General features: G+C 70.6%; 20 protein-coding genes. 12 read left to right on the plus strand and 8 right to left on the minus strand.

Annotated elements, in window-relative coordinates:
- Positions 1-56: 56 nt before the first annotated feature.
- The 5 genes from AB0B85_RS03485 to AB0B85_RS03505 all read right to left on the minus strand — a co-directional run bounded on the left by AB0B85_RS03485 (position 57) and on the right by AB0B85_RS03505 (position 7,059).
- Positions 57-1,121, minus strand: coding sequence for a succinate dehydrogenase/fumarate reductase iron-sulfur subunit (locus tag AB0B85_RS03485; protein WP_357403112.1), 1,065 nt, complete (start codon positions 1,119-1,121; stop codon positions 57-59).
- The gene (locus tag AB0B85_RS03490) at positions 1,118-3,046 is read right to left on the minus strand and encodes a fumarate reductase/succinate dehydrogenase flavoprotein subunit (RefSeq protein WP_357403114.1); all 1,929 of its coding nucleotides are present in this window, start codon (positions 3,044-3,046) and stop codon (positions 1,118-1,120) included. Before AB0B85_RS03490 ends, AB0B85_RS03485 begins: the two co-directional genes overlap by 4 nt.
- 12 nt (positions 3,047-3,058) lie before the next feature.
- Positions 3,059-3,865, minus strand: a complete 807-nt coding sequence (locus AB0B85_RS03495) for a hypothetical protein (RefSeq protein ID WP_357403116.1) — start codon at positions 3,863-3,865, stop codon at positions 3,059-3,061.
- A gap of 241 nt (positions 3,866-4,106) precedes the next feature.
- The gene (locus tag AB0B85_RS03500) at positions 4,107-5,504 is read right to left on the minus strand and encodes a metallopeptidase TldD-related protein (RefSeq protein WP_357403118.1); all 1,398 of its coding nucleotides are present in this window, start codon (positions 5,502-5,504) and stop codon (positions 4,107-4,109) included.
- A gap of 118 nt (positions 5,505-5,622) precedes the next feature.
- Positions 5,623-7,059 (minus strand): TldD/PmbA family protein, encoded by a 1,437-nt coding sequence (locus AB0B85_RS03505; RefSeq protein ID WP_357403120.1) that lies wholly within the window; start codon positions 7,057-7,059, stop codon positions 5,623-5,625.
- Between the two features lie 556 nt (positions 7,060-7,615).
- Here AB0B85_RS03505 and AB0B85_RS03510 point away from each other — a divergent pair.
- The 8 genes from AB0B85_RS03510 (at position 7,616) to AB0B85_RS03545 (ending at position 15,391) form a co-directional block, all read left to right on the plus strand.
- Positions 7,616-8,698, plus strand: coding sequence for an ABC transporter ATP-binding protein (locus tag AB0B85_RS03510; protein ID WP_357403324.1), 1,083 nt, complete (start codon positions 7,616-7,618; stop codon positions 8,696-8,698).
- A gap of 55 nt (positions 8,699-8,753) precedes the next feature.
- Positions 8,754-9,896: a dipeptide ABC transporter ATP-binding protein gene (locus AB0B85_RS03515; RefSeq protein ID WP_357403122.1), complete on the plus strand. Its 1,143-nt coding sequence runs from the start codon at positions 8,754-8,756 to the stop codon at positions 9,894-9,896.
- Positions 9,893-10,900 (plus strand): ABC transporter permease, encoded by a 1,008-nt coding sequence (locus AB0B85_RS03520; protein WP_357403124.1) that lies wholly within the window; start codon positions 9,893-9,895, stop codon positions 10,898-10,900. The genes AB0B85_RS03515 and AB0B85_RS03520 overlap by 4 nt, the downstream gene beginning before the upstream one ends.
- Before the next feature lie 10 nt (positions 10,901-10,910).
- Positions 10,911-11,897 carry an ABC transporter permease gene (locus AB0B85_RS03525; protein ID WP_357403127.1) on the plus strand — a complete coding sequence of 329 codons (987 nt, stop codon included), beginning with the start codon at positions 10,911-10,913 and terminating at the stop codon, positions 11,895-11,897.
- Between the two features lie 146 nt (positions 11,898-12,043).
- Positions 12,044-13,786: an ABC transporter substrate-binding protein gene (locus tag AB0B85_RS03530; RefSeq protein WP_357403129.1), complete on the plus strand. Its 1,743-nt coding sequence runs from the start codon at positions 12,044-12,046 to the stop codon at positions 13,784-13,786.
- A 189-nt stretch (positions 13,787-13,975) separates the two neighbouring features.
- On the plus strand, positions 13,976-14,356 hold the full coding sequence (locus tag AB0B85_RS03535; RefSeq protein ID WP_357403131.1) for a VOC family protein: 381 nt from the start codon (positions 13,976-13,978) through the stop codon (positions 14,354-14,356).
- Between the two features lie 93 nt (positions 14,357-14,449).
- Positions 14,450-14,755, plus strand: a complete 306-nt coding sequence (locus AB0B85_RS03540) for a hypothetical protein (RefSeq protein WP_357403133.1) — start codon at positions 14,450-14,452, stop codon at positions 14,753-14,755.
- A 99-nt stretch (positions 14,756-14,854) separates the two neighbouring features.
- Positions 14,855-15,391, plus strand: a complete 537-nt coding sequence (locus AB0B85_RS03545; RefSeq protein ID WP_357403327.1) for an ATP-binding protein — start codon at positions 14,855-14,857, stop codon at positions 15,389-15,391.
- Between the two features lie 207 nt (positions 15,392-15,598).
- Here AB0B85_RS03545 and AB0B85_RS03550 read toward each other — a convergent pair whose 3' ends face one another.
- Positions 15,599-16,501 (minus strand): NADP-dependent oxidoreductase, encoded by a 903-nt coding sequence (locus AB0B85_RS03550; protein ID WP_357403135.1) that lies wholly within the window; start codon positions 16,499-16,501, stop codon positions 15,599-15,601.
- A gap of 105 nt (positions 16,502-16,606) precedes the next feature.
- Here AB0B85_RS03550 and AB0B85_RS03555 point away from each other — a divergent pair, with 105 nt between their 5' ends.
- On the plus strand, positions 16,607-17,005 hold the full coding sequence (locus tag AB0B85_RS03555; RefSeq protein ID WP_357403137.1) for a helix-turn-helix domain-containing protein: 399 nt from the start codon (positions 16,607-16,609) through the stop codon (positions 17,003-17,005).
- A 185-nt stretch (positions 17,006-17,190) separates the two neighbouring features.
- Here AB0B85_RS03555 and AB0B85_RS03560 read toward each other — a convergent pair whose 3' ends face one another.
- Entirely contained in the window at positions 17,191-19,335 is a 2,145-nt protein-coding gene (locus tag AB0B85_RS03560; RefSeq protein WP_357403139.1) for a prolyl oligopeptidase family serine peptidase, read from the minus strand.
- 86 nt (positions 19,336-19,421) lie between these two features.
- Here AB0B85_RS03560 and mshB point away from each other — a divergent pair, with 86 nt between their 5' ends.
- The 3 genes from mshB (at position 19,422) to AB0B85_RS03575 (ending at position 21,341) form a co-directional block, all read left to right on the plus strand.
- Positions 19,422-20,348: an N-acetyl-1-D-myo-inositol-2-amino-2-deoxy-alpha-D-glucopyranoside deacetylase gene (gene mshB / locus AB0B85_RS03565; protein WP_357403141.1), complete on the plus strand. Its 927-nt coding sequence runs from the start codon at positions 19,422-19,424 to the stop codon at positions 20,346-20,348.
- A gap of 14 nt (positions 20,349-20,362) precedes the next feature.
- Positions 20,363-20,812 carry a hypothetical protein gene (locus AB0B85_RS03570; protein ID WP_357403329.1) on the plus strand — a complete coding sequence of 150 codons (450 nt, stop codon included), beginning with the start codon at positions 20,363-20,365 and terminating at the stop codon, positions 20,810-20,812.
- A 64-nt stretch (positions 20,813-20,876) separates the two neighbouring features.
- Positions 20,877-21,341, plus strand: a complete 465-nt coding sequence (locus AB0B85_RS03575; protein ID WP_357403143.1) for a hypothetical protein — start codon at positions 20,877-20,879, stop codon at positions 21,339-21,341.
- Positions 21,342-21,515: 174 nt separating this feature from the next.
- Here the strand turns inward: AB0B85_RS03575 and AB0B85_RS03580 are convergent, their stop codons facing one another.
- The gene (locus tag AB0B85_RS03580; protein ID WP_357403145.1) at positions 21,516-22,547 is read right to left on the minus strand and encodes a GNAT family N-acetyltransferase; all 1,032 of its coding nucleotides are present in this window, start codon (positions 22,545-22,547) and stop codon (positions 21,516-21,518) included.
- Positions 22,548-22,561 lie beyond the last annotated feature (14 nt).

Raw genomic sequence — 22,561 nt, forward strand, 5'->3', positions numbered from 1 at the left:
GGTTAGGGGGGGGGGGGCCGTGGCGATAGCCACGGCCCCCGCTTTCGTTCGGGTGGTTAGTGCTGCTTGTCCTGGTCCGGGTGGGCGAAGTTGAGGTGCTCCGGAGGCAGCGGGAAGGTCACGTCGTCACCGAACGGCGACGGCGCTGCGGCCCGGTCGAACGTGAGTTCGGTAAGCGGCAGCTTGCCCCGGTCGTCCACCGCCGGAGCGGTCGGGTGGGGCACCTCCCGGTCCCAGTTCACGCCACTCTGCGCCTGCGCCTCGGCGCTCGGGTTGTGCGAACCACCGGCGTGCGAGTGCACCCCGGCCCGCGTCGGGCCCGACGTCGTCGAGCCCTGACGGGCGGTGGTCACGCTGGTCTGGGGCGTCTCGCCCCGACGGAAGATCTTGCTACCAAGCCACACAAGGGGATCGTACCTGCGGTCGACGACCCGTTCCTTCATGGGGATGATCCCGTTATCAGTGATCTTGATGTGCTCGGGGCAGACCTCGGTGCAGCACTTGGTGATGTTGCAGAAACCGAGGCCCTGTTCGGCCTGCGCGTACTCCTTGCGGTCCGTCCGGGTGTCCAACGGGTGCATGTCCAGCTCGGCCGCGCGGATGAAGTACCGGGGGCCGGAGAACGCCTGCTTGTTCTCGTCGTGGTCGCGGATCACGTGGCAGACCGTCTGGCACAGGAAGCACTCGATGCACTTGCGGAACTCCTGCGAGCGCTCGACGTCGACCTGCTGCATCCGGTAGTCACCCGGGGCAACGTCCGCAGGCGGGGCGAACGCCGGGGTCTCCAGCGCCTTCTGGTAGTTGAACGAGACGTCGGTGACCAGGTCCCGGATGACCGGGAACGTCCGCAGCGGGGTGACCGTGACGGTCTCCTCGTCGCCGAAGGTCGACATCCGGGTCATGCACCCCAACCGCGGCTTGCCGTTGATCTCCATGGAGCAGGAGCCGCACTTGCCGGCCTTGCAGTTCCACCGGCAGGCCAGGTCCGGCGCGTCGGTGGCCTGGAGGCGGTGGATGATGTCGAGGACCACCTCGCCCTCGTTCACCTCCACCATGTAGTCCTGCAGGTCTCCGCCGGTCTCGTCGCCCCGCCAGATCCGGAACTGACGCTTCGCGCTCATCGGTTGTCCGCCTCTCCAGCGTCGGCGACGAGGGCGTCGAAGTCGGCCAACTCCTCGTCGGTGAGGTACTTGGCCAGCTCCGCACGGTCGAAGAGGCCGATCAGCTCCGGCCGCATCTTCGGCAGCGGCTTGCGGGTCAGCCGTACGCTGTCGCCGTCGAGCGAGCAGACCAGATTGACCTGCCGCCACTTCGGCTCCATCGCCGGATAGTCCTCCCGGGTGTGCCCGCCGCGCGACTCCTGCCGCTCCAGCGCCGCCTTCGCGGTGCACTCCGAGACCACGAGCATGTTGCGCAGGTCCAGCGCGAGGTGCCAGCCCGGGTTGTAGCGCCGACCGCCGACCGCGCTCACCTTGGCCACCCGCTCGCGCAGCTCGGCCAGCCGCACCAGGGCGTCGGCCAGTTCACCCTCCCGGCGGATGATCCCCACCAGATCCCCCATGACCACCTGGAGGTCCTGCTGGAGGGTGTAGGGGCTCTCACCGGTGTCCCGTTGCAGCGGGGCCAGGGCGGTGTCCACCGCCGCCTCGACCGCGTCCACCGCCACCTTCGGCCGGGCCGACAGCCCGTCCGCGTAGCTGGCCGCGTGCCCGCCCGCCCGCTTGCCGAACACCAGCAGGTCGGACAGGGAGTTGCCGCCGAGTCGGTTGGAGCCGTGCATGCCGCCGGAGACCTCACCGGCGGCGAACAGGCCGCGTACGTGGCCGAAGGCGGCACCCGAGTCCGGGTCGACCTCGACGCCACCCATCACGTAGTGACAGGTCGGCCCGACCTCCATCGGCTCGGCGGTGATGTCGACGTCGGCCAGCTCCTTGAACTGGTGGTACATCGACGGCAGCCGCCGGCGAATCTCGTCGGCCGAACGCCGGCTGGCGATGTCCAGGAAGACGCCACCGGCGGGGGAGCCCCGACCGGCCTTGACCTCGCTGTTAATCGCGCGGGCCACCTCGTCGCGGGGCAGCAGCTCCGGCGGACGCCGGTTGTTGTCCGGGTCGGTGTACCAGCGGTCCGCCTCCTCCTCGGTCTCCGCGTACTGCTTGCGGAAGACGTCGGGGACGTAGTCGAACATGAACCGCTTGCCCTCGGAGTTCTTCAGGACACCACCGTCACCACGCACCGACTCGGTGACCAGGATGCCCTTCACCGAGGGCGGCCAGACCATGCCGGTCGGGTGGAACTGGAGGAACTCCATGTTGATCAGCGTCGCCCCGGCGCGCAGCGCCAACGCGTGCCCGTCCCCGGTGTACTCCCAGGAGTTCGAGGTGACCTTGTAGGAGCGCCCGACACCGCCGGTCGCCAGCACCACGGCCGGCGCCTCGAAGAGGATGAACTCGCCCGACTCGCGGTAGTAGCCGAACGCGCCTGCCACCCGGTCGCCGTCGAGCAGCAGCTCGGTGATGGTGGTCTCGGAGAACACCTTGATCCGGGCGTCGTACGAGCCGAACTCCCGCTGGTCCTCCTGCTGGAGCGAGACGATCTTCTGCTGCAGGGTGCGGATCAGCTCCAGGCCGGTCCGGTCGCCGACGTGCGCCAGGCGCGGGTACTCGTGGCCACCGAAGTTGCGCTGCGAGATCTTGCCGTCCTTGGTGCGGTCGAAGAGCGCACCGTACGTCTCCAACTCCCAGATCCGCTGCGGTGCCTCCTTCGCGTGCAGCTCGGCCATCCGGAAGTTGTTGAGGAACTTGCCGCCGCGCATGGTGTCGCGGAAGTGCACCTGCCAGTTGTCCCGGCTGTTCACGTTGCCCATGGCGGCTGCCGCGCCGCCCTCGGCCATCACCGTGTGCGCCTTGCCGAAGAGCGACTTGGAGATGATCGCGGTCTTCTTGCCGGCGAGCCGGGCCTCGATCGCCGCGCGCAGACCGGCGCCGCCGGCCCCGATGACGACGACGTCGTAGTGGTGTCGTTCGATGCGAGTGGTAGTGGTCATGTCAGGGGCCCTTTAGTTGATGAACCGCAGGTCGGAGAACCAGCCAGCCGCGAGCGCCATGATGTAGAAGTCGGCGAGCGCCAGGGTGCCGAGGGTGATCCAGGCGAGCTGCATGTGCCGGACGTTCAACGCCGAGACGACAGTCCAGGCCTTGTACCGCACCGGGTGCTTGGAGAAGTGCTTGAGCCGGCCGCCGATGATGTGCCGGCAGGAGTGGCAGGAGATGGTGTACGCCCAGAGCATCACCACGTTGAGCACCAGGATGATGTTGCCGAGCCCGAAGCCGAAGCCCTTTGGCGAGTGGAAGGCGAGGATCGCGTCCCAGGTGTTGATCAGCGAGATGATCGCGGCAGCGTAGAAGAAGTAGCGGTGCAGGTTCTGACCGAGCAGCGGGAAGCGGGTCTCCCCGGCGTACTCCTTGTGGCCGTCCGGCACGGCGCAGGCCGGCGGCGACAGCCAGAACGACCGGTAGTAGGCCTTGCGGTAGTAGTAGCAGGTGAGCCGGAACAGCAGTAGGAACGGCAGGGTCAGCGCGGCGTCCGGGATGATCCACCAGCCGGGCAGGAACCGGCCGAAATGCGAGGCGGCCTCGACGCACCGGTCGGTCACGCACGGGGAATAGAACGGGGTCAGGTAGTGGTACGCGTCCACCCAGTAGTTGTCGTGCATGAAGACCCGGACCGTCGCGTACGCGACCCAGGCGCTGAGCCCGATCACGGTGATCAGCGGGGCGAACCACCAACGGTCGGTACGCAACGTCTTCGCCGCGATCGCGGCGCGCGCCCGCGCTCCCCGCGGCTTCGTTGCCGTTGAAGTCATTCGAGTCGTCTCCTCGACGGGCCCGTACGGGCGGGCTGATCTTTCTCCGGTCGGCACGCGGACCGGCGAACCCGCACCCGCTGCCACATCCTGCGCACACCAACGACCACGCCGGATCGACCGGCGCAGCTAAGTGACACACGTTACGCCGATCTCTGCGAGCCGTCCGCGCAAGGGACCGTCCCGTGTGTCTGGCCTGCGAAAAAGCCGCGTTGGGCCGGCCGGCGGCAGGCCGTCGCCGTCACCCCGAGGCGCCACCGGTGAAGTGCCAGGACGCCAGTCGCAGCGAAGGGGCCGCCCACCACACACCGTCCACCCGATCCGGTTGCCGCACCGCCCGAGCGCCCAGCCCGAGCACCGTCCCGGGTCCGAGCGCGCGCGGGTACGACTCGGTGAACCGCAGGTCACGTACCGCCCGCACGACAGTGCCGTTCTCGATGAGCCAGACACCGTTGCGGGTCAACCCGGTGACGACGAGGCTCTTCGGATCGAGGACCCGCGTGTACCACAGATCGGTGACCAGCAACCCCCGGCGTACCTCAGCGACAAGCGCCGCGGTGTCCGCGTCGACCACCGCGCCGGCCGCCCCACCGGTCGTGCTCCGCCCGGTCGCGCTGGCCGGGCCGGCCGTCGCACCGGACAGCCGCAGGTTGCGGGCCATCGGCCCCCAGGTGGCGCCACCCGCTACCGCGTGCCCGGTGGAGCGCGCACCCGCCTCGTTGGCCGTCCGCCGGTCGTGCGCCACGGCCCGGGTGATGCCCGCCTCGACCAGGGTCAGCGCCTGCCGACCGGTGCCTTCCGCGTCGAACGGCAGCCCTGACCCGCCCAGCGGATCGTCCACCAGGGTCACCGCCCTGTCGAACTGGGCCGTACCCGGCTCGGCGAACGACTGCCGTTCGGCGTACCGCTTGCCGTTGAAGCCGTAGAAGGAGAGGTTCTGCAACAGGTCGGCCACTGCGGCCGGCTCGAACACCACCTCGTAGCGCCCCGGCGGCAACTCGACCGGGTCGGCCGCCGCCTGGGCCTTCGCCGCCGCCTGCGCGCCAAGCTCCGCGCCGTCGAGGTCGGCGAGTCGGTCGACGTGGCGGCGGGCCACCCCGTCCGCGCCGTCGCGGCGCGCGATGCCGTCCATCGCCGCCTCCGCCGAGCGGCCGGAGGCCGAGTGCCCGGCCGAGTTGGCGAACGCCGACGAGCGGTGCGCGGTGCGGCAGTAGCCGGCCGTGCTGAGGCCACCGGCGGCGGCCACGAACGCGCCGACGCGGTCGGCCCGCTGGTCCGGCTCGGCGTGCGCGGTGGCCTCGTCGACCGCCGGAGCGGCCGGCACGGGCACCGGCGCGCCCAGGCCCGGCCAGCCCGGGTCGGGCGGTCCGAGCCGCGCCGCGGCCAGGGTGCGCTCGACAAGCGCGCTCAGCCCGTCGGTGGTGACCACGCTGCCGCTGCCGGCGGCCGTCCGCCCGTCGACGTGCAGCCGTAGCCGGACCCCGACCGTCGACTCCGCGACGTTCTGGTGAATGGCCGAGTTGGCGAACCGAGTCAGCGCCAGATCCGCCCGCGTCACCACCACCTCGGCCTGGGACGCCGGCCCGCCGAGGCGGCGCACCAGCTCGATGACCTGCCCGGCCAGCTCCAACTCGGTCATGCCGAGCAACCTTTCGTCAGCCACTGCGGGGCTCGCAGACCCGGCTCGCTCCTCGCGCTCGCCGAGCCGCCTTTCGTTCGCGACTGCGGGGCTCGCAGACCCGGCTCGCTCCTCGCGCTCACGCGGACACTCCGACCCGGACGTTGCGGAACCGGGCCGGCGCGGCCGGGTGACCGGTGTGCCCGATCTGGCCGGGCTGGCCCTTGCCGCAGTTGGGCGTGCCCCAGGGGACCGTCTCGCTGGAGAGCATGTCCATCGAGCGCCAGAAGAGCGGACCGATCCCGGTGTACGTCGGATTGCGCAACATCCGTCCCCGCCGCCCCTTCCTGATCTCCCAGCCGACCTCGCAGCCGAACTGGAAGTTGAGCCGCTTGTCGTCGATCGACCACGACCGGTTGAGGTCCATCAACACCCCGTCGTCGGTGGCCGCGATGATCTCCTCCAGGGTGTGCGGGCCGGGTTCCAGGCCGACGTTCGTCATCCGCACCATCGGCAGCCGGGCCCACCCGTCCGCGCGTACGCTGCCGCCGTAGTCGAGGCCGGCCATGGCGGCGGAGTCCCGGCCGGCCAGCACCCCCACCCAGCGACCGTCGCGGACCGCGTCCCGCTTGACCGCCGGGGAACCCTCGTCGTCGAAGCCGAAGCTGCCGAGCGCACCCGGGATGGTCGGATCGATCGTGATGTTCATCAGCTCGGAGCCGTAGCGCAGCGAACCGAGCTGGGCCAGGTCCAGCCAGGACGTACCGGCGAAGGCGGCCTCCCAGCCGAGGATGCGGTCCAGTTCGATGGCGTGCCCGACCGACTCGTGGATCTGCAGGGCCAGCTGCTCGCCGCCGAGGATCAGGTCCGTCTCGCCGGCCGGGCACTGCGGCGCGGTGAGCAGCGCCCGGGACTCCTCGGCGATCTGCGCGGCGTGCGCGGCCAGGTCCAGCGACTCGACAAGCTCCCAGCCGGTGGTGCCGTACTGGCCGCGGTAGCTCGGCCAGGACCGGCGTTGCGTCTCACCGTCGCCGATCGAGGTGGCCGAGATGCCGCCACCGCACTCGCGGATCCGCTGGTCGATCCGGTGGCCCTCGCTGGAGACGAACCACTTCGCGGTGTCCCAGATCTGGTACAGGCCCTCGGCCAGGTCCGCGCCGTGCTCGGCCATCGTGCGGGTCGCGCCGACAAGCAGGTCGCCCTTGTCCGACAGGGGCACCCCGAGCGGGTCGATCTGGCAGCCGGAGGTCCAACTCGCGACGAACGCCTGCGCCGCGACCAGGTCGACCGGCGGGCCGGGGACCCGCGCGCTTGCCATCGCGGTCCGGGTCGCGCGCCGGCCAGCGTCGCGGGCGGCGGCGTCGGAGAGGTCGGGTACGGCGTGGAAGCCCCAACTCGCACCGACGAGTGCCCGCACACCGAGCCCGATGCTCTCGTCCTGGGTCAGCTCCTCCACGTCGCCGTTGCGCGCGGTCATCGACTCGTAGCGGCGGTGCATCACCCGCGCGTCGGCATACCGGGCGCCCGCGTCGAGGGCGGCCTGGACGGCGGCGGTTGCCGCGTCGAACTCGGTCATGGACCGACCCTAGGCCAGCCGACCGACGCCCGTCAGGGGACGAGATCCTCCGGCCGGATAGTGGCCCGCACCGGCTCCGTCAACTCCAACACTTCGCCGACCCTGGTCGTCGACCGCCGCACGTAGCGGGCATCCTCCAGTTGATAGAGGTGCAGGGCCAGAGTTTCCTGGTCGACACGACCTCAGCCTCGATGACCCGCCAGAGCATCGAATACTGACGCTGCGGGCCTGCGCCAGCCGCAAGATCGCGCATCATCCTGGTTGTAGTGGTGTCGCGCGTCGGTGATGCCACTACATCCTGGTTCGAGCGTGACCTTGACGGCGGCTGGTGCGGGGCGCGGGACGGGAGGATGTGAGATGAACGGGCGTGGATGGCGAGGTGACGGGGGTGCGGGGCCGATGCGGACTCGTTACGCTCGGCCCCGCTGACACGCGCCGACTTTGTAGCTTATTTTCACCCTCGGGACTTTCCTGTAAGTTCCCTTCGTCACTGAGGGAGGTGGCCGTGGACAGCTCCGAACCCTCGCCGTCCGGCGATCCGGACGACCGTCCCGCCGTGCCGGCCCAGCGCTCCGACCAGGACGCCTACCTGCGGGTGCGGGACCTGCGGGTCCGGTTCGACACCGAGGACGGCGTGGTGCGCGCGGTCGACGGGGTGTCGTTCGCCGTCGAGCGGGGCCGCACCCTCGGCATCGTCGGCGAGTCCGGCTCCGGCAAGAGCGTCACCTCGCTGGCCATCCTCGGCCTGCACGATCCCAAACGGGCCACCATCACCGGGGAGATCTCCGTCGGCGGCCGGCAGGTGGTCGGCCTCCCCGACGAGGAGGTACGCCGGCTGCGCGGCCGGGACATGGCGATGATCTTCCAGGATCCACTGTCGGCGCTGCACCCCTACTACACTGTGGGTCGGCAGATCGCCGAGGCGTACCGGGTGCACCACCCGAAGGCCAGCCGGCGCGAGGCCCGCCAGCGGGCTGTCGACATGCTCGACCGGGTGGGCATCCCGCAGCCGGCCCGCCGCTTCGACCAGTACCCGCACGAGTTCTCCGGCGGCATGCGGCAGCGGGCCATGATCGCAATGTCCCTGGTCAACGACCCGGCACTGCTTATCGCCGACGAGCCGACCACCGCACTTGACGTCACGGTGCAGGCGCAGATCCTGGACCTGCTCGCCGACCTGCAGGCCGAGTTCCACTCCGCGATCATCCTGATCACCCACGACCTCGGCGTGGTCGGTCAGGTCGCCGACGACGTGCTTGTCATGTACGGCGGGCGTGCCATCGAGCGGGGCAGCGTCGAGCAGGTGCTCCGCTCGCCGCAGCACCCGTACACCTGGGGGTTGCTCTCCAGCGTGCCGTCCCTGCACGGCGACGCGGACGCGGACCTGGTGCCGATCCCCGGCAACCCGCCCAGCCTGATCAACCTGCCGTCCGGCTGCGCGTTCCACCCCCGCTGCCGGTACGCGGACCGCGCCGGTACCCGGTCCCGCAGCGAGGTGCCCGAGTTGCGCGCGGCCGGTGGGACCGGCTCAGCCAGCGCGGCCGGGGCCGACGGTCACCTGGTCGCCTGCCACCTGAGCGCGCAGGAGCGGGCCGCGTTCTACGCCGAGGACGTCGCACGAGTGGGGGTGGCTGTGTGAGGGCGAGGAACGCAGCGCAGCGGAGTACCGCGGTCCCGAACGGAGGACTGTGGAGATGACCGACGAACCACTGTTGCGGGTACGCGGGCTGACCAAGCACTTCCCGGTACGCCAGGGGCTGCGCGCCACCAGTCTGGTGCGGGCGGTGGACGGGCTCGACTTCGACGTACGCCCCGGCGAGACGCTCGGCCTGGTCGGGGAGTCGGGCTGCGGCAAGACCACCACCGGCCGGATGCTGGTGCGGCTGTTGGAGCCGACGAGCGGCAGCATCGAGTTCGCCGGGCGGGACATCACCCATGCCGGCCGGCGCGAGTTGCGCCCGCTGCGCCAGGAACTCCAGATCGTCTTCCAGGACCCGTACGCCTCGTTGAACCCCCGGCACACCGTCGGCCGGATCGTGGCGATGCCGTTGCAGGTGAACGGGATCAAGCCGCCGGGTGGGATCAAGGCCCGGGTGCAGGAGTTGCTGGAGCTTGTCGGGTTGAACCCGGAGCACTACAACCGCTACCCGCACGAGTTCTCCGGCGGCCAGCGCCAGCGCATCGGCATCGCCCGCGCGTTGGCGTTGCGGCCCAAGCTGATCGTCGCCGACGAGCCGGTGAGCGCGCTCGACGTGTCGATCCAGGCGCAGGTCGTCAACCTGCTGCGGGACCTGCAACGGGAGCTCGACCTGGCGTTCGTGTTCATCGCGCACGACCTGGCCGTGATCCGGCACTTCTGCCAGCGGGTCGCGGTGATGTACCTGGGTCGGATCGTGGAGATCGGCGACCGCGCCGACATCTACGAACGCCCGCAGCACCCGTACACCAGGGCGTTGCTCTCGGCGATCCCGGACGTCACCCAGCTCGGCCCGGCGGGCCGGATCCGGCTGAGCGGCGACGTGCCGACGCCGCTCGACCCGCCGTCGGGCTGCCGGTTCCGGACCCGGTGCTGGAAGGCGCAGGACATCTGCGCCACCGAGGAGCCCGCGTTGGTGCCGCGCGACGGCGGTCGGCAGGCCACCGCGTGTCACTTCCCCGAAGGGGGAGCGGTCAGCACGAGCCCCGAAGGGGAAGCGGTCGGCACGAGCCCGGAAGGGGAAGCGGTCGGCACGAGCCCGGAGTCGGCGGGTGCCGGCCCGGTGACGGATGCGGCCGTGCTCGGGGCCGAGCCGGCCGGCCGCGGGGCCGAAGCGAACGTCGAGGAGGTGCCGTCATGAGCCTGTCCCCGGTGGAGGGTGTGGCGCTTGCCGAGATCGAGTCCGGCCCGGACGTGGGCGGGCCGGCGACGAAGGGTGTCGTCGGGCGCTCGCCCGGTCAGCTCGCCTGGCTGCGGCTGCGCCGTGACCGCACGGCCGTGGCCAGCGGCGTGGTCCTGGTTTTCCTCATGGTGTTGGGGCTGGCGGCCCCGCTTGTCGAGATGGCCTACGGCGTCGGTCCGCGGGAGCAGTTCCAGCAACTGCTGGACGGCTTCGGCATGCCGCTGGGTTACGCCGGTGGCGTCAGCGGGGACCACTGGTTCGGCCTGGAGCCGAACCTGGGTCGGGACGTCTTCATCCGGCTGATCTACGGGTTGCGCACGTCGTTGTTCGTCGCCCTCGCCGCCGCGCTGATCACCGCGACGATCGGCGTCGTGCTCGGCACGCTCGCCGGCTACCTCGGCGGCTGGCTCGACGCGGTGCTCAACTGGATCACCGACCTGACCCTGGCCATGCCCTTCCTGATCATCGCGCTGGCGCTCACCCCCGCCATCACGCTGCGCTTCTACGGCGAGCGGGGGCAGGTGTCGTCCGCCTTCGGCGTGGGCGTACTGATCGCCGTGTTCGCCATCTTCGGCTGGACCAGCACCGCCCGCCTGGTGCGGGGGCAGGTGATCGCGCTGCGCGAGCGGGAGTTCGTGGAGGCGGCAAGGGCCAGCGGCGCCGGGTTGGGGCACATGCTCTTCCGGCAACTGCTGCCGAACATCTGGGCGCCGATCCTGGTCTCGTTCTCCCTGGCGGTGCCGCAGTTCATCACGAGCGAGGCCGCGCTGTCGTTCATCGGTGTCGGCCTCAGCGACGAGACGCCGAGTTTCGGCCGGATGATCTACGACAGTCTGGACTTCCTCCAGACCGACCCGGCGTACGTGTTCTTCCCGGGCATCACGATCTTCGCGCTGGTGTTCGCCTTCAACCTCTTCGGCGACGCGTTGCGGGACGCGCTCGACCCGAAGTCGTCCCGGTAGGGGTGGACTCATGTCACGGTTTCTGATCAAGCGGCTGTTCTCCGCCACGCTCACCCTGTTCGCGGTGAGCGTGCTGACCTTCCTGATGTTCTTCGCCCTGCCGCGTGACCCGGTCACCAGCATCTGCTCGAAGAACTGCAACCCGGAGCGGTTGGAGCGGGTCCGCGACGACCTGGGTCTGAACGACCCGCTGGTCAGCCAGTACGCCGGTTACATGAAGGGCATCGTGACCGGTCGCGACCTGGGCAGCGCCCAGGGTGGCCGGTGCGACGCGCCCTGCCTGGGCTGGTCGTACGTCACCAACGAGGCCGTCTCGGACACCCTCGCCCGGGTGCTGCCGGTGACGCTGAGCATCGTGATCCCGGCAGCCATCCTCTGGTTGCTGCTGGGGGTGGGGCTGGGCATGGTCTCCGCGTTGCGGCGCGGCACCTGGCTGGACCGGGCCGCCATCGGTTTCTCACTCACCGGCGCCTCGTTGCAGCTCTACTTCGTGGGCGCGGTGCTGCTGATGGTGTTCGTCTACAACCTGCGGCTGCTGCCGGTGCCCAGCTACACGTCACTGTTCGACAACCCGGCGAAGTGGGCCAGCGGGCTGGTGCTCGCCTGGGTGGCGCTGGCCTTCCTCTTCTCGGCGATCTACGCCCGGTTGTCCCGGGCACAGATGTTGGAGACGCTCTCGGAGGACTTCGTCCGGACCGCGCGGGCCAAGGGCCTGGCCAAACCCACTGTGTACGGGCGGCACGCGCTGCGCGCGGCGATCACCCCGGTGGTGACGATCGCCGGGCTGGACGTGGGTGGGGCGCTGGGCGGCACGGTGATCACCGAGACGACGTTCGGCATCCAGGGGCTGGGGCGTACCGCGGTGGACGCGGTGCGCTCGGGTGACCTGCCCACCATCATGGCCACCGTGCTGATCGCGGCCGTCTTCGTGGTGCTGGCGAACGTGCTTGTGGACCTGCTCTACGCGGCCATCGACCCGCGGGTCCGGCTGCGCTGACGTGTTTGATGGTCACCGCACGGCTGGTGGCGAAATTTATCGACAACTGTTACACAACTCGTAGGTTTTCTTCCTTACGATCCTCGGGACGTCGGCGGTTCTCGCCCCGGCGAAACCGCACGGCACATGGGTGAAGGGGGTACTTCATGAGACCACGCGTGGTGGCTGCCGCAGGCGGCGCGATCGCTCTGGTGGTGGCATTGGGTGCGTGCTCGAAGAACACGGGCGAGGGCACCACCGTGAACACCGAGCGGCAGCAGACCGGGGTCATCGCTACCGATCCCAAGGACTCGCAGGGCCCGGCCGCCGAGGTGAGTGGGGCGCAGAAGGGCGGCACCTTCACCGTCATCCGGGAGTCGCCGATCTCCCACCTCGACCCGCAGCGGACGTACTCGTTCGCCGGTCTGATGGCCAACCCCCTCTGGTCCCGCTACCTGACCACCTGGAAGGACGACGGCAAGGGCGGACTGGTCCTCGTCGGCGACCTGGCCGAAACGCCGGGCAAGAACGTCAACAACGACTGCAAGGTCTGGGAATTCACAGTCAAGGACGGCGTGAAGTTCGAGGACGGCCGGCCGATCACCTCGAAGGAGATCGCGTACGGCATCGCGCGGTCCTTCGACCCCGACCTCTCCGGCGGCCCCACCTACATCCAGGAGTGGCTGGCCGACACCGCGCAGTTCGACACCAAGTGGGACTTCAAGAAGAACAAGACGTCGCTCCCGCCCGGCCTCTCCACGCCGGACGCGAAGACGCTGCGCTTCGAGTTCGCCAAGCCCCGCTGTGACCTGCCGTTCGCGGTCTCGCTGCCGACCACCGCGCCGCTGCCGGCGGACAAGGACACCGGCATCGACGTGGACAAGCAGCCGTTCTCGTCCGGCCCGTACAAGGTCGCCAAGAACCAGGTAGGCGTGTCGCTCACCCTGGACCGCAACCCCAACTGGGACCCGAGCACCGACCCGGTCCGGCACCAGTACCCGGACCAGTTCGTCTGGACCTTCGGCCCGACCGCGGACGCCGCCAACAACCGGGTGATCGCCGACAACGGCGCCGACCAGAGCGCGCTCGCCTTCAACGCCGTGCCCGCCTCGCTTGTCGCCAAGGTCGCCGGGGACGCCACGCTCAAGTCGCGGACGCTCCTCTCCCCGACCCCGAGTGCCAACCAGCTCGTCATCAACAACCAGCGGGTCACCGACCTGAAGGTCCGCCAGGCGCTCAACTACGCAATCGACCGCGAGGGCATGATCAAGGCGCTCGGCGGCCAAACCGTCGCCGCGCCGCTGACCACGCTGATGCCGCCGGCAACCATCGGCTACAAGGCGTACGAGGCGTACCCGGCCGGGCCCAACGGCAACGTCGACAAGGCCAAGGAGCTGCTCGGCGGCAAGACGCCGGAACTGGTTCTCGGTGTCGCCGACAACTCCACCGAGCAGCAGCAGGGTGCGCAGCTCAAGGCCAACCTGGAGCGGGCCGGCTTCAAGATCACCGTCCGGAACATCTCGGACGACGCGAAGCTCGACGAGATCAAGAAGAAGAACAACCCCTGGGACCTGTACATCGGTAACTGGGCTGCGGACTGGCCCAGCGGGGCGTCGATCCTGCCGGTGCTCTACGACGGCCGCACCATCAAGGCCGAGGGCAACAGCGACCAGTCCTACTTCAACGACCCGGCGATCAACGCCGAGATGGACCGCATCCTGGCACTGGCCCCGGCCGACCAGGGCCCCGAGTGGGCCAAGCTCGACGAGCGGATCATGAAGGAGTTCGCACCTGTGGTGCCGCTCTACGTGGACGTGGCCTACAACGTGCACGGGTCCAAGGCTGGCGGGGTCTTCATCTCCAGCGTCTTCGGCTATCCGTCATTCGTGAACGCGCACGTGAAGCCGTAAGTCACACCGCAGACCAGCAGGGTCCTCTCCCGACAACGCCGTCGGGCGGGGACCCTGCTGTTTTCGTTGACGGGTGGAGGTCGACGGCCCGGTCGATCCGGACGGCTGGAGTTCCGACGCCGGAGCGCCCGGCTGGAAGGAACGCTGGGGGATGCTCAGGCCGAGATGCCGGCAGATTAGGATCGGCTGATGTCCAACTTGATCAGGCTCGGCGTGACGACGGTCAATGCGCCGGACGCGCTCGCGCTCGCGCGGTTCTACGCTGAGATCACCGGCGGGGTCGCGAAGGGTGACGAGAGCTGGGCGGTCGTAGAAGGACCGAACGGTGACCTCGGGTTCCAGGGGGTCGACGACCACCGGCCGCCCACCTGGCCGGATGGAGAGGTGGGGATGCAGATGCACCTGGATTTCCTCGTCGACGATCTGGAGGCGACCGGAGCGCGTGTGCTGGCGGCCGGCGCTACCCGATTCGAGCATCAGCCCAACGCGGACCACTGCGTCGTGTACGCCGACCCGGCCGGGCATCCGTTCTGCCTGTCCCTGTGGGGAGCCCCGAGAGTCGGCGACTGACTCAGCTGCGGATACCGCAGAGTCATCTCGCTGCCTCCGCGCCCACCGTGGCGGATCGGTGCGACGGGCCGACAGTTCCACGAGGATGGGCACATGGCGGAGATCTACCCAGATGGCGGCGACGGGGAAGCCCGCACCGAGGCCGTGCCCGGTCTGCGCCCCGAGAGTGAGGACGCCGCCGATGCCACGGCGCGCACGCTCGACGTCGATGGAGAGACGTTCGCTCTCCGTCGAAACGAGTGCGATGGCACCGACTACACGTGGCTCAGCGGGCCGAACCCCGGCTATGGCTTCGGGATGAGCCCGACCGCCGGCCTGTCGCTCGACGAGCACCGGGAGAACATCCGCGGTTTCCTGGCCATGGTTGACCCCACGACCGGACGCATCGAAGACGACTGAACACCACAGCGGCGTCGGCGGCTGGCAGGTCGGGTTCGGCTCGCGCTGCGTCCGAGCGCCATGTGGATCGCCGAGGCGCTCTCCCAACGAAAGCGGGTGATGATGACGCCAACGCTGTTTCTGACAGTGGGCTTGCCGTGCACCGGGAAGACCACTGCTGCTCGCCGTCTGGAGATCGAGCGCAACGCCCTCCGGCTGACGAAGGACGAGTGGGTGAAGGCGCTCTACGGGCCCGAGAATCCGGCGGCGGCCCAGGACGTGATCGAGGGACGGCTCATCGCGATCGGGCTGCGCGCCCTCGAACTCGGCACCAACGTCGTGATCGACTACGGCCTGTGGAGCCGGGACGAGCGCTCCGCCCTCCGGCAGGCGGCAGCGGACCTCGGCGCGGCAGTGGAGCTGCGCTACTTCGAAGTCACCCCTGCTGAGCAGCGCAAACGAGTTGATCAGCGGCAGGCCGAAGCGCCACACACGACGTGGCCGATGTCCGACGAGGAACTTGCCGAGTGGGCCGCCGGCTTCGACATCCCGACCCCTGGCGAACTCGACGGCACCGAACCCATCGACGAGCCACCGGCCGGATTCGCGACGTGGCGCGAGTGGCGTACGCACCGCTGGCCGCCGTCGATCTCCTGACACCTGCGCCGTACCGGCAGTCGCGGACGCTCACCGGCCTGTTTGACGTCCACGCCCCGCCGAAACCGCCGGCATGGGTGCCAGCAGCTCGCGGCCACGCCGTCTGGCTCGCCGGCGGGAGGGCCGGCGAGCCAGACGCTGATCAGTTGAGGATCCGGACGGGACCGACCGCCAGCTGGCCTGACTGACCGCGCTCACCGCCGCGGATCAGGGGACGATCACCACGCCGCCGCGCACGCCACCTCGGGCCAGCCGATCATGGGCGGCCGCCACGTCGGCGAAGGGGTACACGTCGGCGACCCGGAGCGGGATGTCGCCGCTGGTGACGAGCTTTACCAGCTCGCCCAGCCGGGCTCCGTCCGGTAGCACCTCCAGCGCGAAGGTCCGGATTCCCCGCACCGGCTCCGGACGAAGAGGGGGTGACGCGGCCACGTAGCCGCCGCCGTCGCGGATGACGTCCAGCAGCGGGGGGCCGATCACCGCCAGGTCGATGACCGCGTCGAACGGCCCCGTCGGATCGTCGGCGCGCGACAGGAACGCCGCACCGAGCGACTCGACGAACTCGCGGTCGCCGGCCCCGGCGAGGCCCGTGGCGTGCAGACCGGACACCCGGGCCAGCGCCAGAACGAACCCACCGACCTGCCCGGCGGCACCGGTGACGAGCACCGTCGAACCCGCCGGGAGCGCGAGCAGGTCGAGGGCCTGCGCGGCGGCGAGGCCATTGGCCGGCAGGGTCGCCGCCTCGGTGGCGGGGACGCCGGTGGGCGCGGAGGTCAGCCAGGCGGCGTCGAGGACCACGTACTCCGCGTGGGTGCCGACAGTGGTTTGTAGCCACGGCGAGAAGCCGATGACCTCGTCGCCGATCGTGAGCTCCTCGACCGACGGGCCGACCGCGTCGACGCTGCCGGCAACGTCCCAGCCGGGCGTGTAGGGCAGGCCGGTCGGCAACGGGGCCGGGAACCGACCGGAGCGGACCACCAGATCAACCGGATGGACAACTGACGCCGCGACCCGCACCCGCACCTGCCCGGGCCCGGGCTCGGGCACCGGCACGTCGGCCACCTGCAGGACCTCCGGCTCTCCGAACCTTGCATAACTGACTGCGCGCATCGTCGTCTCCTTCACGGCATCTCGTGACCACCAGAACCGTATGAATGATCGGCACTGTGAGAAAGTAGGTACCGTAAAGTGCCTAGGGCACCAAAGGAGGGAAAGATGGCGACGACTACCGCCGCGCAACGCCGTGAAAAGGCCAAACGCGACTACGACGCGTTCCTGGAACAGTGCCCGACCCGCGAGCTGCTGAGCAGGCTCACCGACAAGTGGGTTGCCCTGGTGATCCCCGCACTCGTCGACGGCCCGCAGCGGCACGGCGAGCTCGCCCACCGCATCGCCGGCGTCAGTCAGAAGATGCTCACCCAGACCCTGCGGACGCTGGAGCGCGACGGCCTGGTCACCCGCACGGTCACCGCCTCGGTACCGGTCCGCGTCGACTACGAGCTCACCCCACTCGGCCATGAACTGTTCCCGGTCATGATCGCGATCAAGAACTGGGCGGAGACGCACATGGATCGCGTCTTCGAAGCCCGTACCCAATACGACGCCCGCCCCTGAAGGCATCCGCCGCCGACCGCACAGACCGCGCGACGTATCGCTCATCAGCTAGGTCCAGCTTGGTGAAGACGGCCGTCACGTGCTTCTCCACGCTGCCTGCGGCGAGACGCAGCGACTCGCAGATGGCCGCCTTGGACCGGCCCTCGGCCACCCGGCGTGCCGGAATCACCTATCGAGGATTGGCCCTACAGCAGATGGGTACGGAGGAAGTCGAGTTCCAGCGGAAGCAGTCGCTCGGCGGTGCCGTTCGCTGCCATGTGGGTGGCCCCGGTCAGCGGCAGCACGGCGTGCGGGCGGCCGGTGCTCAGCAGGGCCGCCGAGAGCCGGAGCGTGTGCGCGGCCACCACGTTGTCGTCGGCCATGCCGTGCACAAGCAGCAACGGGCGGGCCTGGTCCGGGCCGGTGACCGGCTCGGCGGCCAACTCGATGAGCGAGTGGTGCGCGTACACGTCCATGCCGTCCTCCGGCAGGCCGAGATAACGCTCGGTGTACGCGGTGTCGTACAGCGTCCAGTCGGTCACCGGCGCACCCGCGATCCCGCACTTGAACAGCTCCGGGTGGCGCAGCACCGCCAACCCGGCCAGCCACCCGCCGAACGACCAGCCCCGCACCCCCACCCGCGCCATGTCCAGGTCGGGATGTTTCCCGGCGAGCGCGGTCAGGGCGTCGATCTGGTCGGTCAGGGCCACGTCGGCCATCCGTCGGTGGACGGCCTTCTCGAACGAGGGGGCCACGCCCGGCGTACCCCGGTTGTCGATGGCGACCACCGCGAACCCGGCGTCGGCCCACCACTGCCGCTCCAACCACGCGGCCCGCGCCGCCACGACCTCCTGGTGCCCCGGCCCGCCGTAGATGTCGAGCAGCACCGGCAGTCGGCGGCCGGTCACGTGGTTGTCCGGGTAGAGCACCGCCGCCGGCAACCGCCGGTCGGTCACCCGTTCCAGCAACGGCAGCGGAGAATATGGCGGGACGGCGGCAAACGACCGCAGCTCGGCGAGCTCCTGGTCGCCGCGCCGGACCGTCCACCGCACCCCGGCATGATCAAGTGACGCGACCCCGACGGCCAGCACGTCACCGCCCACGGCGGCGGTGTGCCAACCCGAGTCGGTGGTGATCCGGCGCGCGTCCACCCCACCGCCGATGGTGGTCCGGACCCGGAACAGGTGCCGCTCGCTCGGCTCGCCGTCGCTCGCCTCGACGAGCAGGTCGGCCGGACCGGAACTGGCCGGCAGTCGACCCACGACCCGCCGCACGTACAGCGACGGCGGGGTGAGCAGGGTGCCGTCCGCGAACAGGCACCGCGCGTCGTACCCGTCGTGGGCCAACTCCCCGCCGACCAACACCCGACCGTCCGCCAGGTGTGCCGGGGTGCCGGCGATCGGCTCGACCCAACGCGGATCCGCCAGCTCCGCGTGCACCTGCGTCTCACCCGTCCGGGGGTCCACAGCGAGCACCAGCCCATGCTGCTGCGAACGGCGCAACACGGTGATCAACGGGCTGCCCTCGCCCCAGCTCACCGCCGTCAGGTACGGGTAGGTCTCCCGGTCCCAGTGCACGTCCACCCAGCCGTCGTCGAGGTCCAGCAGGTGTAGGCTGACCTCCGCGTTCGGCCCCCCGGCCCGGGGGTACGCCACGGCGGTCGGCGGGCTGGCTGGCTGGGCCGGGTCGTGCAGGTGCCACCGCTCCAGGCGGGACTCGTCCACCCTCGCTGCGAGCACCATCCGGCCGTCCGGTGCCCACCAGTAGCCCCGGTACCTGCCGAACTCCTCCGCCGCGATGTGCTCGGCCAACCCCCAGCTCACCCCGGCGTCCTCGCCGGCCAGCAGGGTGTCGGTGCCGTCCGACTCGATCACCCGCAACTCGCCCCGGCGCACCCCCGGCCCGGCGTCGGTCACGTACGCCACCCGCTGCCCGGTCGGGTCCGGACGTGGGTCGAGCACCGGACCGTCGGTGGCCACCTCCACCACGTCACCGTGCACCAGATCGGCCCGGAACAGCCGTCCGGCCAGCGCGAACACCGCGATCCGGCCGGCCGCGTCAAGCGCGTACGAGCCGATGCCGGCGGCGCTGAGCCGTAACCGCTCACGCAGTGCGCGTTCGCCGGGGGAGAGCGACCGGACGTCCCCGCCCTCGCCCAGCAGGGTCGTCGGGTCGGCGACCAGGCGCTCCTCGGCGGTAGCCACGTCCAGCAGCCAGAGCGCGTCCGCCGGGTCCTCCGGCCCCGCCGAGCGCAGGAAGATCACCCGGGAGCCGTCATCAGCTACGGAGACAGCGCGCGGCGCACCGTGGCTGAACCGGCGGGTGCGGGCGGCCAGCTCCGGAAAGTCCACAGACCGAATCGTAGAGCGGTACCGCAGGTGATGTGGCCGACCTGGGCGGACGCGTCAGCGCCGGCGGGCCCTGACCGCCGGTTAGAGTGACAGCCGTGACGATGCTGCCCGACCGCCGCCTGCTGCTGGTCCATGCGCACCCCGACGACGAGTCGATCGGCACCGGCTCGACGATGGCCCACTACGCCGCCGACGGCGCCCACGTCACGCTTGTGACCTGCACCCTCGGTGAGGAGGGCGAGATCCACGTGCCGGCGCTGGCCCAGCTCGCCGCCGCCGAGGCCGACCAGCTCGGCGGGTACCGGATCGCCGAGCTGGCCGCCGCGTGCGCCGCGCTCGGTGTCAGCGACCACCGCTTCCTGGGCGGGGCCGGGCGCTACCGCGACTCGGGAATGATGGGGCTCGCCACCAACGAACACCCCCGCGCCTTCTGGCAGGCGGACCTGGACGAGGCCGCCGGGCACCTGGTGGAGATCATGCGGGAGGTCCGCCCGCAGGTGCTGGTCACGTACGACCCGAACGGCTTCTACGGCCACCCGGACCACATCCAGGCGCACCGGGTCGCGATGCGCGCTGTCGAGCTGGCCGCCGCCGAGGGCTGCGCCCCGCTGAAGGTCTACTGGACCGCCATGCCGCTCAGCGTCCTGGAGGCCGGCCTGGCGCACTTCGCCGAGTCCTCCGACAACCCGTTCGCCGGCATCGAGGACATTGCGGAGCTGCCCTTCGGCACGCCGGACGCCCGGATCGCCGCCCGGATCGACGGCACCGACCAGCACCTGGCCAAGGAAAACGCGATGCGGGCGCACGCCACCCAGATCCCGGCCACCTCCTGGCTCTACTCGATCGCCGGCAACTTCGGCGGCGAGTTCATGGGCGTGGAGTTCTTCACCCTGGCGGTCGGCGAGAAGGGTCCGGGCTCCGGGCCGTACGGCTGGGAGGACGACCTCTTCGCCGGGCTCCCCGCGGAGACCGCCGCGGACCGGTCTCCGGTCACGGCGGCTGGTCTCCGGTGACCCTGCCCGCGCCGATGACGGTTCTGGACGAGCAGGATGCCCCGCCCCCGGTGGGGCCACCGCCGCGACTGCTCGACCTGGGCCTGCGGGTGGCCGGCGCGATCGTCGTGGTGGTCGCCGGGGTGCTGAGCGGGGTGCTGGAGTTGCTGCTCGCCACGGTCCGCGTCGGCGGGCAGTTGATCGGTGTGTCGGCAGTCCTGGCCGTCGGTGCCAACATCGTGCTGAGCTGGTTCGCCTACGCGGCGGTCGGCCGCAGGTGGGCGGTGGCGCTGCCGGCGGTGCCCTGGTTCGCGCTGATGGCGGTGGCCGCCATCCGGACCAGCGAGGGTGACCTGTTGCTGGCCGGCGACAACTGGGTCGGCCTGGCCATGATCGTGGCCGGCGCGATGACCTTCGCGGTGATGGGCTTCCGGCAGATCCTCGCTCCGCCAACGACGCTCGGGCTGGTGACGCCACCCAGGTAGGGATGGTAGATATTCCAGCCAGGGATGTGAGCCCGCGACGGGGCGTACGGCAGGAGGTCCGGCGATGGACAGACGGTGGCGTGACATCACGGTGCTCGTGGCGGCACTGTTCGCGGTCAACGTGGTCGCCCGGCTGGTCATCCGGTTCGGCTTCGAGGAGGACGACACGGCCGCTGACCGGGTGTCGTTGGCGATGTTCGCGGTGATCGGGCTGACCCTGGCCGTTGTCGCCTTCCGCTGGGGCCGTCGTCGGCCGCTTGCCGACTGGGCGGCCGACATGGCCGTCGTGGTGCCGGCGGCGATGGTGTTGACAGTCCTGGTCGGGCCGCTGCTGATCGGCCACAACCCGTTCGCCGGTGGTCCGGAGACGTTCTTCGCCCAGCTCTGGCTGTACCTGCTCGCCGCCGGCGCCGGGGTGCTGATCGGCTACCTGGTGCTCACCGCACTGGGGCGTGACTACCGCTCGTGGCAGCTCAAGCGGTACGCCGAGGTCAAGGCCGCCAAGCCCCGCCGCGTCGTCCGCCGCTGACCCGGGTGCCGGGCGCTGCGCGCCTTGATCAACTCGGCTTCCAGAAAGTCGCGGTGTCCGGGCGGTGTGGATGCCGCGACTTCCTGAAAGTCGAGTGGATCAGCGCGAGGTCGAGCCGATCAGCGCGACCGGGCCGTGCCGGTAGGCGTCGCGTCGAGCCGACGAGTGGCCGGGTCAGTGCGGGGCCACCCGGGTCAGGTAGGTGTGGTGGGTGGTGAAGCCGAGCCGCCGGTAGAGCGTGACCGCCGCCGTGTTGTGCTGCTCGACCTGGAGAAACGTGTGTGTCGCACCGACCGTCACGCCCCAGGTGGCCAGCTCGTGGATCACCCGACGGGCCAGCCCTTGGCGGCGGGCCGCCGGCACCACCTCGATCAGGCTCAGGCCCAACCAGCGCCCCTGGCCGGTCACCGTGCCCCGGCCGACAGCGACCAGCGCGTCGTCGACGTACACGTGGGCGAAGCGGACCTGGTCCACGGCGGTGAGCACGTGGCGGGCGGCCTCCGGTAGGCCGCCCTTGCGGCCGGCGGCGATCGCCAGCCACGGCTCGCTCGGGGCGGTGGCCAGCTCGACGACCACACCGCGCCGCCGGCCACCGGTGCCGGCGCCCACCTCGCCGGGGACCGTGTCCACCTCGCCGGGGACCGTGTCCACCTGGCGCGGGGCGGACCGATCCTCGGGCGGCAGGGGGAGCGGCGCGGTCTGCACCAGGACCGGCGGGCGGGCGGCCCAGCCACGGGCGTCCAGCTCGGCACCGACCGGCGCGGCGAGCGGCAGCGGCGTGTTGATGATCGGGGTCTGTCCCTGGTCGGCGTACCAGCGTTCGACAGCGTCTACGGCGGCGGGCAGCGGCCGGTCGGGATCGCCGAGCGGCAGCGCCGAGTTGGCCCGCCCGGTCCAACCGTCCGCCGCACGCAGCAGCCAGTCGCCGAGCTGGCCCCGCGTCGGTGCCGGCCAGGCCTCGTCGGCGGCCCGCTCCAGCGCCACCACCGCCGCGGCGGTGGGCCGGCGGGTCGGGGGCACCCGCTTGGCGCGGTGCACCTGCGTCACCGGGACGCGAAGCTGGCCCTGTGCCGTGGCGAGGGTGAGATGAGTCTCGCTCAGCTCGACCAGCTCGCCGAGGGCGTCCGAGAAGAGCGGTCGGCCTTCGCGAATCCCCACAATCCGGCGGACTACGATTCGGTGTCCCACATCCTGCTGTCGGAGCACGATCGACCCCCTCC

The organism is Micromonospora sp. NPDC049044, assembly GCF_040649215.1.
GTDB lineage: Bacteria > Actinomycetota > Actinomycetes > Mycobacteriales > Micromonosporaceae > Micromonospora.